This window comes from Enterobacter sp. BNK-13, from assembly GCF_048685015.1.
Classification (GTDB): Bacteria; Pseudomonadota; Gammaproteobacteria; order Enterobacterales; family Enterobacteriaceae; genus Enterobacter; species Enterobacter quasiroggenkampii.
The window spans coordinates 3,193,369-3,208,480 of the sequence record NZ_JBLQTP010000001.1; the positions used below are offsets into that span (position 1 = coordinate 3,193,369).

Below are 15,112 nucleotides of genomic sequence, written 5' to 3' on the forward strand. Positions count from 1 at the left end.
AACTGATTAGTTCTGTGATAACAGGTCTTGACAAACGATTTTACGCAAACGTTTTCCTACCCGCCACGCAAGGGTTTGAGGAATAAAGCTCTCGCCCTTTCCAGCGGATTTCTTTTCAGGTTTGTGATGCATATTTTTCATCTTGCAAAGAACCATTTACAACGCAGGGGTATTTTTTATAAGATGCATTTAAAATACATCATTAAAGTGACATCAAAAGGACGCGCTCATGCTCGACGCTCAAACCATCGCTACCGTAAAAGCCACCATTCCCCTGCTGGTGCAAACCGGCCCTAAACTCACCGCCCATTTCTACGATCGCATGTTCACGCACAACCCGGAGCTCAAAGAGATTTTCAACATGAGCAACCAGCGTAACGGCGATCAACGTGAAGCGCTGTTCAACGCCATCGCGGCGTACGCCAGCAATATTGAAAACCTGCCAGCGTTGCTGCCTGCGGTGGAAAAAATCGCGCAGAAACATACCAGCTTCCAGATCAAACCCGAGCAGTACGACATCGTGGGTGGTCACCTGCTGGCAACGCTGGACGAGATGTTCAGCCCGGGCCAGGAGGTGCTGGACGCGTGGGGTAAAGCCTACGGAGTGCTGGCAAACGTGTTTATCAACCGTGAAGCGCAGATCTACAGCGAAAACGCCAGTAAGAACGGCGGCTGGGAAGGCACGCGCGCGTTCCGCATCGTTGAGAAAACGCCGCGCAGTGCGTTAATCACCAGCTTCGAGTTTGAGCCGGTGGACGGTCAACCGGTGGCCGATTACCAGCCAGGGCAGTATCTGGGCGTGTGGCTGAAGCCTGAAGGTTTCCCGCATCAGGAGATCCGTCAGTATTCTCTTACCCGCAAGCCAAACGGTAAAGGCTACCGCATTGCGGTGAAGCGTGAGGACGGCGGTCAGGTTTCCAGCTGGCTGCACAACGAAGCGAACGTGGGCGACGTGGTCCATCTGGCCGCGCCAGCGGGCGACTTCTTCATGGCGGTTGACACTCATACACCGGTCACGCTGATCTCTGCGGGCGTCGGCCAGACGCCAATGCTGGCGATGCTCGATACGCTGGCAAAATCACACCACGGTGCACAAGTTAACTGGTTCCATGCCGCCGAAAACGGCGACGTGCACGCTTTTGCGGATGAGGTGAAAACGCTCGGGGCCTCCCTGCCGCGTTTCACCGCGCACACCTGGTATCGCCTGCCGACGGATGCAGATCGCGCAGCCGCACGGTTTGACAGCGAAGGTCTGATGAATTTAAGCCAGATGGAAGGGGCGTTTAGCGCGCCGGACATGCAGTTCTACGTCTGTGGACCGGTGGCGTTTATGCAGTATGCCGCGCAGCAGCTGGTGGGGCTGGGTGTGAACAAAGACAGCATTCATTACGAGTGCTTCGGCCCGCATAAGGTGCTGTAATCGCCCGGCGGCGCTTCGCTTGCGCGGGCCTACGAAGAGTTTGGTAGGCCGGGTAAGCGCAGCGCCACCCGGCAAGAACGTTAAATCGCAGCGTCGTCTTCTTCGCCGGTACGGATACGGATCACGCGCGCCACGTCAAAGACGAAGATTTTACCGTCGCCAATTTTGCCGGTTTGCGCCGTGCGGATAATGGTGTCCACACAGGTGTCCACGATATCGTCGCTGACCACGATTTCAATTTTCACTTTCGGCAGAAAGTCGACCATGTATTCTGCGCCACGGTAAAGCTCGGTGTGACCTTTCTGACGACCAAAACCTTTCACTTCCGTCACGGTCATCCCGGTGATGCCGACTTCCGCCAGCGCTTCACGCACATCATCCAGTTTGAAAGGTTTAATAATCGCATCAATCTTTTTCATGGTGGGTCCTTAAACTCTTGCCTGTAAGCTGCCTCGTAATCGATTGCTCACAGTACCATATTCAGGCGAATTTTGCGGTACTACTCTTTAAAATCGTTCGCTTCCAGCTCGTGACGCGAGAGCAGCTTGTAAAACTCGGTGCGGTTGCGCCCGGCCATCCGCGCCGCGTGGGTCACGTTGCCTTTGGTGATCTGCAGCAGCTTACGCAGATAGTTCAGCTCAAACTGGTTACGCGCTTCGGCAAACGTCGGCAGCGCCGTGTTTTCCCCTTCCAGCGCCTGCTCCACCAGCGCGTCGCTGATGACCGGTGAGGAGGTCAGCGCCACGCACTGCTCAATCACGTTGACCAACTGACGCACGTTACCCGGCCAGCTTGCGGCCATCAGCCGCTTCATCGCATCGGTGGAAAACGCGCGCACGAACGGTTTATGACGATCGGCCGCCTGACGCAAAAGATGGTTCGCCAGCAGCGGGATGTCTTCCGCACGTTCGGCCAGCGCCGGGATTTTCAGGTTGACCACGTTCAGACGGTAGTAGAGATCTTCGCGGAACTCGTTGCGGGCCATCACTTTTGGCAGATCGCGGTGGGTAGCGGAGATAATTCGCACGTTAATATCGATATCGCGGTTGCTGCCCAGCGGGCGCACTTTGCGCTCCTGCAGCACGCGTAGCAGCTTGACCTGCAGCGGCGCGGGCATGTCGCCAATCTCGTCCAGGAACAGCGTGCCGCCTTCCGCCGCCTGGAACAGCCCTTCACGGCTGCTTACCGCGCCGGTGAATGCGCCGCGGGCGTGACCAAACAGTTCGGATTCAAGCAGTTGTTCCGGGAGCGCGCCGCAGTTAATGGCGATAAAGGCGTTCTTGCTGCGCGGGCTGGCGTTATGAATCGCCTGCGCGAGGATCTCTTTCCCGGTTCCGCTCTGGCCGTTGATGAGCACGCTGACGTCAGACTGCGCCACCATCCTCGCCTGTTCCAGCAGGCGCAGCATCACGGGGCTGCGGGTGACGATAGGCTCCCGCCACGCTTCATCCCCCGCCGGAGCGGCATGTTCCAGCGCGCTGTCGATAGCCTTATACAGCGCGTCTTTGTCCACCGGCTTGGTCAGGAAGCTGAATACCCCCTGCTGCGTCGCGGCAACCGCATCCGGGATCGACCCGTGCGCGGTCAGGATAATCACGGGCATACCCGGCTGCTGCTTCTGGATCTCCGCAAACAGCTGCAGGCCGTCCATTTCATCCATCCGCAGGTCGCTTATCACCAGATCGATTTTCTCGCGGCTGAGAATTTTCAGCCCCTCCAGCCCGCTTTCCGCGGTCACGACGCTGTAGCCTTCACTCACCAGACGCATCCCCAGCAGCTTTAACAGACCGGGATCGTCATCCACCAGTAAGAGATGGGCTGGTTTACGGCTCGTCATGCTTCACATCCTCTTGTTTCGGCGTATCGCTGTCCGGCGCAGCGGATGAACTCCCCGGCTGATATTTACGCGACGAGAGCTGTCTTTCGATATCGGTCAGGTTCTCCAGCTTACGCGTTGTGGTATCCAGCTGCGTACGTAAATGTTGCTGCTGTTGGCGCAGTGTATCAAGCTCGCTATCGGTTGACTGTTGCAGCTTGCTGTAGCGGGAGCGCTCTTCAGAAAGCTGAAGCTGTAGCGTCTGTCCCTCGCGCCAGAGCTGGTATACCGGGCGGATCTGTACCGGAAGATTGACCACAAACGTGTCCAGTCGGGTCACGTTGGCGCGGCGTTCAACGGGAGTGATTTTCGCATCCGCCAGCAAAATCCCACGCTTGAACGCGTCCTGCCAGGTATCATCATCCAGCATCGCCGCTTTCGCGCGGGCATCAACCGGCGCCAGACGCTGGGCGCAGTCTATCCCGCGCAGCCAGAACAGCGGGTTAGTTTCGACGTCATGGCCTGAGAGGTTCCAGATGTCGTCACAGCGGGTTGAGAGGAAATCGGCCAGCTGGTTATCGGGCCATTTATCTTCTTGTTTATCGCTAATCGCACTTTGCGGCACATGGGAAACACACCCAGCCAGAAATAAACAGGGCAGGCTCAGGCGAAGCGTGCTGCGGGAAAACACCGCGCGTACGGCGCGTGAAAAGACGTGTGACATACTCACCAGACATAGATTCATTTTATTGATTTTTCCGGCTCAGGGGCAGATCAATACGGAAGCAAACATCCGAACGTTCGTCCGTGGCAATGTTTAGCTCACCCTGCATACGTCGTATGCAGTCCCGGGCAATGCTTAAGCCCAGACCACTGCCTTTCACCGCACCTTTCCGCTGATGACTCCCCTGGAAAAAGGGCTCGAAGATCATGGTTTTTTCGTCATCGGGGATCGGGGTGCCGGTGTTAGCGACGTCTATAAACACCCGGGAGCCCTTCGTATAGCTTCGGATATAAATGTTACCGGATTCAGTACCATAGTGCACCGCATTGGAATAAAGATTATCCAGCACGCTCATTAGCAGCATGGGTTCAGCGAGACAGGTCGGCGCATTCAGCTCTACACCGGTATGCATCATTTTAGCTCTTGCTGGCAAGCTATGGGCGGAGATCACCATATCCACCAGCGGTTCAATGTCGACGTTTTCCAGTACAACCGCCCCGTCAGCCAGCTTGCGGTTGTAATCCAGCAGTTGCTCAATCAGCTTCTGCAGATTGCGGCTGCTGTTATCCAGGATCTCGACAATTTCTTTCTGTTCGGGCGTAAGCGGCCCTGCCACTTCGTCCGCCAGCAGTTCCGTCCCTTCGCGCATGCTGGCGAGCGGCGTTTTAAGCTCATGGGAGATATGGCGCAGGAACTGATGACGCTGTGATTCAAGCCACGCCAGGCGCTCGGACAGCCAGATAATACGCTGACCCACCGATCGCAGTTCCCGGGGACCTTTAAAAGCGACTGTATCACCCAGCGATTTTCCCTCCCCCAGGCGGTTGATCATCCGCTGGATCCCCTTCACCGGGCCGATGATCATGCGGGTAAAGAGCAGAACCAGCCCGAGGCTCACGAGGAACAGCACCAGCGCCTGCCAGCCGAAGAACTGGCCGCGCTCGGCGATCTCCTGCTGAAGCTGCTGGCCGCGAGAGAAAATCACCGTGCGGGTTGACTGCACCATCTCGGTGTTGGCGTTGGCGAAGGCTTCCAGGCGCGCGGCGGCGGCGGCATCGGGTCCACTATTTTGGCACTGCAGCTGTGCGAGATCGTTCAGATCCTGACGTAACGCCTGATACAGCTTGTCGTCAGGCAATACGCCGGCGTGGGCGTCCAGCATTTCGCTGTAGCGCTTGCGCTGACTCTGGTACACCTTTTCCAGCGTGCGGTCGTCAAGCACGCAGTACTGACGATAGCTGCGCTCCATCTCCAGGGCGGCGTTGGTCATGGCCTCACTGCGCCGGGCGTCAATAAGCGTCGTGCGGTTGGTCAATGCCGCCTGCGCGCTCAGCGCGTTCAGGCTTTGCCACGCCTGCCAGGCAAGGATCAGCAACGGCAGCAGGATCAGCAGAAAGGCCATCATGACGAGCTGTCGCAGGGAGCGGGGAAAAACGGGCCAGCGTTTCAACGCATTACTCTCTTAATGGGGGTTTACGCAGAGCGTAACTGAGTCTGCCCTTCAGATACAACAAAGCCGGGTAAAAACCCGGCTTTGTCATGGAATGAGGCGGTGCCTAACTCGACGTTTCGCCCTGGCCTGATAAAGCATCGCTATGATCAGTAGTTGGACGGCAGGCACCTTTTTGTGCGTCATTCGAAGTTTATGTAGCACGTCCCGAAGGGGCTGACATAAGAAGGTGAATGAGCCACTGGTTAATATTATGCAACACCCGTGCCAGAATGCAAAACAAAAAATTAACACCTTGAAATATATAATTTTTACTCGCTTAACCCGTTCGTTATCGGTTGAATGATTTTCAGGCTAAGTGTCGCTGTTTAGCAACACCTTAACGGGAACCTTTCCTGCCACATATAAATCAATAAGTTAAATGTCTCCTTTTGGAGACACCCAAACCAAAGTGTTGTCGCGATTTTGCGACAGAGACAAAAAAGCCCGGTGGCGCTCGCGCTCACCGGGCCTACAGTCAGGATGCTGAAACTTAACCCAGCTGCTTACGGGCGTTGCGGAAGATACGCATCCACGGGCTGTCCTCGCCCCAGTTTTCCGGGTGCCAGGAGTTGCTCACGGTACGGAACACACGTTCCGGATGCGGCATCATGATGGTTGCACGACCGCTTTCGCTGGTTACCGCAGTAATACCGTTCACCGAACCGTTCGGGTTGGCCGGGTAGGTTTCCGTGACCTTGCCGAAGTTATCGACAAAGCGCAGCGCTACCAGACCTTTGCTCTCCAGCTGAGCCAGATGCGCGGCATCACGCACTTCGACCTGACCTTCGCCGTGGGACACCGCGATTGGCATCTGCGACCCGACCATTCCCTGCAGCAGCAGAGACGGGCTCTGGGTCACTTCCACCAGGCTAAAGCGCGCTTCGAAGCGGTCAGACTGGTTACGCACAAAACGCGGCCAAGCTTCGCTGCCCGGGATCAGTTCGCGCAGGTTAGACATCATCTGACAGCCGTTGCACACGCCCAGCGCCAGGGTCTGCGGACGATGGAAGAAGGTTTCGAACTCGTCGCGCACGCGGCTGTTGAAGAGGATAGATTTCGCCCAGCCCTCGCCCGCACCCAGCACGTCACCGTAGGAGAAACCACCGCACGCCACCAGCGCCTGGAAATCTTCCAGACCGGTACGTCCGGCCAGCAGGTCGCTCATATGAACGTCGATAGCGTCAAAGCCCGCGCGATGGAAGGCGGCAGCCATCTCAACGTGGGAGTTAACGCCCTGCTCGCGCAGCACGGCCACTTTCGGACGCGCACCAGTCGCAATGTACGGCGCGGCGATGTCTTCGTTGATGTCGAAGGAGAGCTTCACGTTCAGGCCTGGATCCTGGTCATTGGCCTTCGCGTTGTGCTCCTGATCGGCACATTCCGGGTTATCACGCAGGCGCTGCATCTGCCAGGTGGTTTCCGCCCACCACATGCGCAGCGTGGTGCGGCTTTCGCTGAACACGGCGTGACCGTCAGCTTCAATGACGAAGCGATCGCCCTGAACGGCTTTACCCAGATAGTGCACGCAGTCTGCCAGACCGTGCTGCGCCAGAATCGCTTCAACCGCGTCGCGATCTGCCGCACGCACCTGAATCACGGCGCCCAGCTCTTCGTTAAACAGCGCCGCCAGACGATCTTCACCCAGCGTAGCGATGTTGGCTTCAACCCCACAGTGGCCGGTGAAGGCCATCTCTGCCAGGGTTACCAGCAGGCCGCCGTCGGAACGGTCGTGGTAGGCCAGCAGCTTACGCTGCGCCACCAGCGCCTGGATGGCGTCGTAGAAGCCTTTTAGCTGCGCCACGTCGCGCACGTCGGCTGGCTTATCGCCAAGCTGACGGTAAACCTGCGCCAGCGCGGTAGCGCCGAGCGCGTTGTGGCCTTTACCCAGGTCAATCAGCAGCAGGGCGTTATCTTCGGTCGCCAGCTGCGGCGTAACGGTGTGACGCACGTCTTCCACGCGGGCAAACGCGGTGATCACCAGCGACAGCGGGGAGGTCATCTCGCGCTGCTCGTTACCTTCCTGCCAGCGGGTTTTCATCGACATGGAGTCTTTGCCCACCGGAATGGTCAGGCCGAGGGCAGGACACAGCTCCTCACCCACCGCCTTCACGGCTTCATACAGGCCCGCATCTTCGCCTGGGTGACCGGCAGCGGCCATCCAGTTTGCGGAGAGCTTGATACGTTTGATATCGCCAATCTGCGTGGCGGCGATGTTGGTCAGCGCTTCACCGACCGCCAGACGGGCAGAGGCCGCGAAGTCCAGCAGCGCGACCGGGGTGCGTTCGCCCAGCGCCATCGCTTCGCCGTAATAGCTGTCGAGGCTCGCGGTGGTCACGGCGCAGTTTGCCACCGGGATCTGCCACGGGCCAACCATCTGATCGCGGGATACCATACCGGTCACGGTACGGTCGCCGATGGTCACCAGGAAGGTTTTCTCCGCGACAGCTGGCAGGTGCAGCACGCGATTAACGGCTTCAGCTACGGTAATGCCCTGGCGATCCAGCGCTTTGCCCGCCGCTTTACGGGTCTGCACGTCGCGGGTCATCTTCGGCGTTTTACCGAGCAGAACGTCGAGCGGCAGATCGATCGGCTGGTTGTCGAAATGGGTGTCGCTCAGAGTCAGGTGCTGCTCTTCGGTCGCTTCACCGATGACGGCATACGGCGCGCGCTCGCGGCGGCACAGCTCGTCAAACAGCGGCAGCTGATCCGCCGCAACGGCCAGCACGTAGCGCTCCTGGGATTCGTTACACCAGATTTCCAGTGGGCTCATGCCCGGCTCATCGCTCAGGATATCGCGCAGGTTGAAACGGCCACCGCGACCGCCGTCGCTCACCAGCTCCGGCATGGCGTTGGACAGACCGCCCGCGCCCACGTCGTGGATAAAGAGGATCGGGTTAGCATCGCCCAGCTGCCAGCAGCGGTCGATCACTTCCTGGCAGCGACGCTCCATCTCAGGGTTGTCACGCTGCACGGACGCGAAGTCGAGATCCGCATCAGACTGGCCGGAGGCCATCGAAGAGGCCGCACCGCCGCCCAGACCGATGTTCATCGCCGGGCCGCCGAGCACGATCAGCTTCGCGCCGACGACGATCTCACCTTTCTGCACGTGATCGGCACGGATGTTGCCGATCCCGCCCGCCAGCATGATCGGTTTGTGGTAGCCGCGCAGCTCTTCGCCGTTGTGGCTGTCCACTTTCTCTTCATAGGTACGGAAGTAACCGTTCAGCGCCGGACGACCAAATTCGTTGTTAAACGCCGCGCCGCCCAGCGGGCCTTCGGTCATGATATCCAGCGCGGTCACAATGCGCTCTGGCTTGCCGAAATCTTCTTCCCACGGCTGTTCAAAGCCCGGGATACGCAGGTTGGAGACGGAGAAACCGACCAGACCCGCTTTGGGTTTTGCACCACGACCGGTCGCCCCTTCGTCACGGATTTCACCGCCGGAGCCGGTCGCCGCCCCCGGCCACGGGGAGATCGCGGTCGGGTGGTTGTGGGTTTCAACCTTCATCAGGATATGCGCGGGCTCCTGATGGAAGTCATAGCGCCCTGCTTCGCGATCGGCGAAGAAGCGGCCCACCTCGGAACCTTCCATCACCGCGGCGTTGTCTTTATAGGCAGACAGCACGTGGTCAGGGGTTTGCTCCATGGTGTTTTTGATCATTTTGAACAGCGACTTTGGCTGCTGTTCGCCGTCAATAATCCAGTCGGCATTGAAAATCTTGTGACGGCAGTGCTCAGAGTTCGCCTGCGCGAACATATAGAGTTCGATGTCGTTCGGGTTACGGTTGAGCTTAACGAACGCATCCTGCAGATAGTCGATTTCGTCTTCTGCCAGCGCCAGGCCGAGACGCAGGTTGGCGTCAATCAGTGCCTGACGGCCCTGCCCCAGCAGATCCACGCTCTGTACCGGCGCAGGCTGATGGTGGGAGAAAAGCTTCTGCGCGTCATCGAGAGAGGCAAACACGCTCTCCATCATGCGGTCGTGCAGTTCAGCCGCGACCGCCTGCCACTGCGCGTCGCTCAGGGTAGAGGCTTCCACGTAGTACGCCACGCCGCGCTCCAGACGGTTAATCTGGCTCAGGCCACAGTTGTGGGCGATGTCGGTGGCTTTGGAAGACCAGGGGGAGATGGTGCCCGGACGCGGCGTCGCAAGGATCAGTTTGCCGGTTGGCGTATGGCTGCTGAGGCTTGGGCCATACTTGAGCAGGCGTTCCAGCTGTACGCGCTCCTCTGCATTCAGGGGGGCATTCAGGTCAGCAAAATGGACATACTCAGCGTAAATATTGCTTACCGGAAGGTCGGCCGCCTGAAAACGTGCCAGCAGTTTGGTAATACGGAAGGCAGACAGTGCAGGCGAACCACGCAGAATTTCCATCATAAGTCTCTCGTCTTCGAAGCGCCGGGGCGCTTACAGTGTGCGCAAGGGGGGAAAACGGGCGTCATTATAGAGAATCCTGAGCGCCGACGAAACCGTTTGCGTCGAAATAAAATTGACGAAGAGATTTAACAATAGATGTGACCTGTCTCTCTAATTGGTTGCCAAGTGGCGCAAGTTTACGCAAAATGCCGCTCATTCAATGGCAAACCTTATTGTTAACATGGCTACAGCAGACTGAGGCAACCGGCGTCGCAGAGAATTAACTAATTGAAAAAATTAAAGATTAATTATCTGCTCATCGGCATTGTAACGTTGCTGCTGGCAGTGGCCCTCTGGCCTTCCCTCCCCTGGATCGGCAAAGCCGAAAACCGTATCGCCGCCATTCAGGAGCGGGGGGAATTGCGCGTCAGTACCCTTAACTCTCCGCTGATTTACAGCGACATCAACGGCAAAATCATTGGTCTGGATTATGAACTGGCACAACAGTTCGCCGATTATCTTGGCGTGAAGCTAAAAATCACCGTCCGCCAGAATATCAACCAGCTGTTTGATGACCTCGATAACGACGATGCCGATATGCTTGCCGCCGGGCTGGTGTATAACAGCGAGCGCAGCAAAAACTACCAGCCAGGCCCGACCTACTACTCCGTTTCGCAGCAGCTGGTTTATCGCGTCGGGAGTCTGCGCCCGCGCTCGCTGGCCTCGATTAACGATCGGCAGCTGACGATTGCCCCCGGTCACGTGGTGATTGACGATCTGCGTGAGCTCAAGGAGAAGAAATATCCGGACCTGAGCTGGACAGTGGATGCGAAACTCGGCACGACGGAGCTGCTGGAGCAGGTAAAAGATCAGAAAGTCCCCTATACCATCGCCGATTCGGTCGCGATCAGCCTGTTCCAGCGGGTACATCCAGAAATCGCCGTGGCGCTGGACGTCACCGACGAGCAGCCTGTGACCTGGTTTACTCAGCTCGATGACGATCAGACCCTCTCTGCCGCGATGCTCGATTTCTTCAACACCATGAATGAAGACGGTACGCTGGCGCGCCTGGAGGAGAAGTACCTCGGGCATGGTGATGACTTTGACTACGTTGACACCCGCAGCTTCCTGCGTGCGGTAGACAGCGTCCTGCCGGACCTGCAGCCGCTGTTCGAAAAATACGCCCAGGAAATTGACTGGAAACTGCTGGCGGCTATTTCGTATCAGGAATCCCACTGGGATACCCAGGCCACGTCTCCGACTGGCGTGCGTGGTTTGATGATGTTAACCAAAAATACCGCGCTGAGCCTGGGCGTCAATGACCGTACCGATGCGGAACAGAGCATCAGCGGCGGCGCGCGCTACCTGCAGGATATGATGGCCAAAGTCCCGGAAACGGTGCCGGAAGAGGAGCGGATCTGGTTCGCGCTGGCGGCCTACAATATGGGCTATGCGCATATGCTGGATGCGCGAGCGCTGACGGCCAAAACGAAAGGCAACCCGGACAGCTGGTCAGACGTAAAGCAGCGGCTGCCGCTGCTGAGCCAGAAGCCATGGTATAACAAGCTGACGTACGGCTACGCGCGCGGGCATGAAGCCTACGCCTACGTGGAAAATATCCGTAAATATCAGATTAGCCTGGTCGGGTATCTGCTGGAAAAAGAGAAAGAGGCGACAGAGGCCAAACAGCTGGCCCAAAGCTACCCTGTCGTGGCGCCGGACGAGCTTAATCGTCCGACGGCTTCAATTCTGCCTTTTGCTGCTTTTTCTGCTGACGGCGCATTCGAAAGAAATCGCTTAATAGCCCCGAACACTCTGGTGCAAGCACCCCGCCAATAGTCTTCACCTGGTGGTTCATCCCCGGGTGACCCAGCACGTCCATCAGTGAACCGGCCGCGCCGGTTTTTTCATCCCGCGCCCCGAAGACCAGAGTCCCGATCCGGCTGTGCACCATCGCCCCGGAACACATCACGCACGGCTCCAACGTCACATACAGCGTGGTATCAAGCAGGCGATAGTTTTGCAGCACCAGACCGCCCTGACGAAGCGCCATGATTTCGGCGTGCGCCGTCGGATCGTGGCGGCCAATGGGGCGGTTCCACCCTTCACCAATCACCTGGTTATTGTGGACCAACACGGCGCCCACGGGCACTTCGCCCTCGTCCCAGGCACGCTGAGCCAGCGTCAGCGCATGGCGCATCCAGTATTCATGATCGAGTTCAGGGTTGGACAACGGTTGATACTCCAGTCGAAAAGCGGGGCGCATTATACACGCCGATTATGGATAAGACTATTCGAGTTGCTGGAGTTCACCTGATGGCGTAACGCGCCAGCGGTGCTGGCAAAAATAGAGCAGCGGGTTGTCCTGTTTACTGTCGCTGTAGCCGCTGTACAGGCGCAGCGGCGTACCGATGCGTTTCTCCAGCTGGACCACTTTTTCATGTCCCAGGCAGCGCATCGTCAGCACCCAACCTCCGTAGCCGCGGGCAATTTGCGTGGCAATAAGATTCACGCGCGGTAGCCAGGGGGTATCAAAATAGACTTGCTCCACCAGCGTCTGCGGGGAGCCGGTAATCAGCCAGATGTCCGCATCATTCGCGTCGAGATAGCCGGTCAGGCGCGCCTGCACCACCGGAAAGGCGGCAACGTGGCCGCGAAACCAGTGCGCAAAATCCTGCTCCAGCTGTTTAAGCCGCGCTTCGCTGTGCCCAAACGTACATCCCCACAGCAGCAGGCTCATCGGCCATCGCGCCGCACGGCCTTTCACCAGCAGCGCGATACCGATCGCCGGTAAGAGCGGTAGCACGAGCAGCGCATTCAGAGGTAGACGCCGCAGCAGGTAACGCATAAACGTACCAAACATATCCTGCTGATGCAGCGTGCCATCCAGGTCGAAAAAAACAACGCGACGCGCGTGATTTGCCAAACCTTACTCCTCTGGGTCGTTGAATCCTAATAGCCAGGTAAACAGGAACCCGGCGATCACCGCTACTAAATAGCCTAACAGATAGAGCATCACTTTTCCGGTCACGATGGTTAATGCCAGCGGTAAACCCGAAATGCCAAAGGTAATAACGGTTGCGACCTTCCAGTAGCTGATCAGCGCCCCGCCTACCGCGCCGCCCAGACAGGCCGCGAGGAACGGTTTACCCAGCGGCAGCGTGACGCCAAAAATCAGCGGCTCGCCAATACCGAGCAGGCCGACCGGGAGTGCGCCTTTAATCACCTTTTTCAGACGCGCGTTGCGGGTTTTCATCAGTACCGCAATCGCCGCACCGACCTGCCCCACCCCCGCCATCGACAGAATTGGCAGAAGCGCGTTATAGCCGTGCGCTTGCACCAGCTCGACGTGGATCGGCACCAGACCCTGATGCAGGCCGGTCAGCACCAGCGGCAGGAAAGTACCCGACAGCACCGCGCCCACTAACAGGCCGCCGCGGTCAATCGCCAGCGACGCACCGTGGGCGATGGCTTCAGAGATCCACCCGCCTAACGGCTGGAGGGCGACAATCGCTACGCTACCGGTAATCAGCGTAGTCAGCAGCGGGTTGAGAATCAGCTCGATAGAGCCTGGCAAAACCGCGCGCAGCCTTTTCTCAATCCAGCACATCAGGATGACCACCAGCAGCACCGCAATCACCCCGCCGCGGCCGGGCTGGAGCGCCTCACCAAACAGCGTGATCTGCGCCAGCTGCGGGCTGGACAAGATGCCCGCCATCACGCCGCCCATCGCCAGCGATCCGCCAAACACCTTCGCGGTATTGACCCCGACCAGAATGTTCATGATGGCGAACACCGCGCTGCCGAAGATCCCGAGAATCCCCAGCAGGTTCGGATACTGCGTGGCGAAATCCCCCACAATATCCGGTCGCTTGAGGATATTGATGATCCCGGTGATCAGGCCCGAAGCAATAAACGCCGGGATCAGCGGAATAAAGACGTTTGCGAGCTGTCGCAGCGCGTCGCTCATCGGGGCTTTATATTTGGCCTTCACCTGCGCTTTGGTGCGCTCAGCATCGTCAATCGACACGCTCGCGCTAACGCCCATCAGCGCGCGCATGGCATCGACAACCTGCGCCGCTTTCCCTGGGCCGACGATCAGCTGGTGCTGCTGCCCCTGTTTCACGTAGCCGCTGACGCCGGAAAGCTGCTTCAGACGCGGCACGTCAAGCTGGTCGTCGTCATGCACCTCGACGCGCACGCGCGTCATGCAGTTTTCGAGACGCTGAATATTTTGTTCCCCACCAATCCCCTGCAGGATACCGCTGGCGAGCGCTGCTGTTTTGTCCATACACGCCTCTGTTAGTTTTCTAATGCCGCCCGTAAGAAGCCGTTATGCGCATCGAGTTTGGCTCTCGCGCTCGCCGCATCCAGCCCGCTTAAGATCATCAGAATGGCAGGCTTAACATCGTGATCGGTCTGTTTGAGCACCGCTTCCGCCTCTTCACGGCCTGCGCCCGTCGCCTCCATCACCATGCGGCAGGCTCTGTCCACCAGCTTGACGTTGGTGGCCTGCATATCCACCATCAGGTTCTGATACACCTTGCCGAACTTCACCATCGCGCCGGTGGAGATCATATTGAGCACCAGCTTTTGCGCGGTCCCGGATTTCAGGCGCGTGGAGCCTGTGAGCGCTTCCGGCCCAACCACCGGAGAGATAGCGATAGCGGCCACCTGTGCAATCGGTGAGCCTGGGTTACAGGAGATGGCAACCGTCGTGCAGCCGGTCTGGTTAGCGTATTCCAGCCCGCCAATCACGTACGGCGTGCGCCCGGATGCCGCCAGCCCGACCACCAGATCCTTCGCCGTCAGATTCAGCGCCTTCAGGTCATTCTCGCCCAGCTGTTTGTTATCTTCCGCCCCTTCAACGGCTTTCAGCAGCGCACCGGGTCCACCGGCAATCAGCCCAACCACCAGACCATGCGGCACCCCAAAGGTTGGCGGACATTCTGACGCGTCCAGGACCCCAAGACGCCCGCTGGTTCCCGCCCCCATGTAAATAATGCGTCCACCGGCCTTGAGGGCTTCCGCCGCCGCATCGACCGCTTTCGCCACCTCAGGTAATGTCTCTTTCACTGCCTGCGCGACCAGCGTATCCTGTTGATTAAAGCGGTTAACCAGCTCCAGGGTGGAGAGCGCATCCAGATCCATGGTTTGCGGGTTACGCGTTTCAGAAACAAGTGAGCCAAGATTCATTTTTGTACCTCAAGAATTTTTAATTCATAATAATCACACTATAATGGAATATAAAATTCATTCAGGCGAGCAAAATCCGTATTTGCGCAGATAATCACATTTTCGCC

General features: G+C 58.1%; 11 protein-coding genes. 2 read left to right on the plus strand and 9 right to left on the minus strand.

Going from position 1 to position 15,112, the window contains the following annotated elements:
• The first annotated feature begins 229 nt into the window (after positions 1-229).
• The gene (hmpA, locus tag ACMGGQ_RS15380) at positions 230-1,420 is read left to right on the plus strand and encodes an NO-inducible flavohemoprotein (protein WP_420290248.1); all 1,191 of its coding nucleotides are present in this window, start codon (positions 230-232) and stop codon (positions 1,418-1,420) included.
• A gap of 80 nt (positions 1,421-1,500) precedes the next feature.
• On the opposite strand, the gene glnB is transcribed toward hmpA, so the two are convergent.
• The 5 genes from glnB to purL form a co-directional block, all read right to left on the minus strand.
• Positions 1,501-1,839: a nitrogen regulatory protein P-II gene (gene glnB, locus ACMGGQ_RS15385; RefSeq protein WP_003860685.1), complete on the minus strand. Its 339-nt coding sequence runs from the start codon at positions 1,837-1,839 to the stop codon at positions 1,501-1,503.
• Between the two features lie 80 nt (positions 1,840-1,919).
• Complete coding sequence (gene glrR / locus ACMGGQ_RS15390) at positions 1,920-3,257, minus strand: two-component system response regulator GlrR (protein WP_045908542.1); 1,338 nt, start codon at positions 3,255-3,257, stop codon at positions 1,920-1,922.
• Positions 3,244-3,981 (minus strand): two-component system QseEF-associated lipoprotein QseG, encoded by a 738-nt coding sequence (gene qseG / locus ACMGGQ_RS15395; RefSeq protein ID WP_032675345.1) that lies wholly within the window; start codon positions 3,979-3,981, stop codon positions 3,244-3,246. Before qseG ends, glrR begins: the two co-directional genes overlap by 14 nt.
• Before the next feature lies 1 nt (position 3,982).
• Positions 3,983-5,410 (minus strand): two component system sensor histidine kinase QseE/GlrK, encoded by a 1,428-nt coding sequence (gene qseE / locus ACMGGQ_RS15400; RefSeq protein ID WP_052714363.1) that lies wholly within the window; start codon positions 5,408-5,410, stop codon positions 3,983-3,985.
• A gap of 532 nt (positions 5,411-5,942) precedes the next feature.
• The gene (purL, locus tag ACMGGQ_RS15405) at positions 5,943-9,830 is read right to left on the minus strand and encodes a phosphoribosylformylglycinamidine synthase (protein WP_126534756.1); all 3,888 of its coding nucleotides are present in this window, start codon (positions 9,828-9,830) and stop codon (positions 5,943-5,945) included.
• A 267-nt stretch (positions 9,831-10,097) separates the two neighbouring features.
• Between purL and mltF the strand changes: the two genes are divergently transcribed.
• Entirely contained in the window at positions 10,098-11,648 is a 1,551-nt protein-coding gene (gene mltF, locus ACMGGQ_RS15410; RefSeq protein ID WP_420290249.1) for a membrane-bound lytic murein transglycosylase MltF, read from the plus strand.
• On the opposite strand, the gene tadA is transcribed toward mltF, so the two are convergent.
• Genes tadA through murQ form a run of 4 tightly spaced genes read right to left on the minus strand, consistent with a single transcriptional unit; the run spans position 11,536 to position 15,005 of the window.
• Complete coding sequence (gene tadA, locus ACMGGQ_RS15415) at positions 11,536-12,075, minus strand: tRNA adenosine(34) deaminase TadA (protein WP_196365181.1); 540 nt, start codon at positions 12,073-12,075, stop codon at positions 11,536-11,538. The two genes, mltF and tadA, sit on opposite strands and share 113 nt — an antisense overlap.
• Positions 12,076-12,099: 24 nt before the next feature.
• Positions 12,100-12,735, minus strand: coding sequence for a phosphatidylglycerophosphatase C (gene yfhb / locus ACMGGQ_RS15420; protein WP_045908537.1), 636 nt, complete (start codon positions 12,733-12,735; stop codon positions 12,100-12,102).
• A 3-nt stretch (positions 12,736-12,738) separates the two neighbouring features.
• Entirely contained in the window at positions 12,739-14,100 is a 1,362-nt protein-coding gene (locus tag ACMGGQ_RS15425) for a PTS transporter subunit EIIC (RefSeq protein WP_252077938.1), read from the minus strand.
• Between the two features lie 11 nt (positions 14,101-14,111).
• Entirely contained in the window at positions 14,112-15,005 is an 894-nt protein-coding gene (gene murQ, locus ACMGGQ_RS15430) for an N-acetylmuramic acid 6-phosphate etherase (protein WP_063622281.1), read from the minus strand.
• Between the last annotated feature and the right edge of the window lie 107 nt (positions 15,006-15,112).

What these genes read in the sequence shown, in the direction of transcription:
- glnB (WP_003860685.1), bottom strand. Translation starts at nt 1,839, where the DNA reads ATGAAAAAGATTGATGCGATTATTAAACCTTTCAAACTGGATGATGTG.
- glrR (WP_045908542.1), bottom strand. Translation starts at nt 3,257, where the DNA reads ATGACGAGCCGTAAACCAGCCCATCTCTTACTGGTGGATGACGATCCC.
- purL (WP_126534756.1), bottom strand. Translation starts at nt 9,830, where the DNA reads ATGATGGAAATTCTGCGTGGTTCGCCTGCACTGTCTGCCTTCCGTATT.
- murQ (WP_063622281.1), bottom strand. Translation starts at nt 15,005, where the DNA reads ATGAATCTTGGCTCACTTGTTTCTGAAACGCGTAACCCGCAAACCATG.
- qseG (WP_032675345.1), bottom strand. Translation starts at nt 3,981, where the DNA reads ATGAATCTATGTCTGGTGAGTATGTCACACGTCTTTTCACGCGCCGTA.
- ACMGGQ_RS15425 (WP_252077938.1), bottom strand. Translation starts at nt 14,100, where the DNA reads ATGGACAAAACAGCAGCGCTCGCCAGCGGTATCCTGCAGGGGATTGGT.
- tadA (WP_196365181.1), bottom strand. Translation starts at nt 12,075, where the DNA reads ATGCGCCCCGCTTTTCGACTGGAGTATCAACCGTTGTCCAACCCTGAA.
- hmpA (WP_420290248.1), top strand. Translation starts at nt 230, where the DNA reads ATGCTCGACGCTCAAACCATCGCTACCGTAAAAGCCACCATTCCCCTG.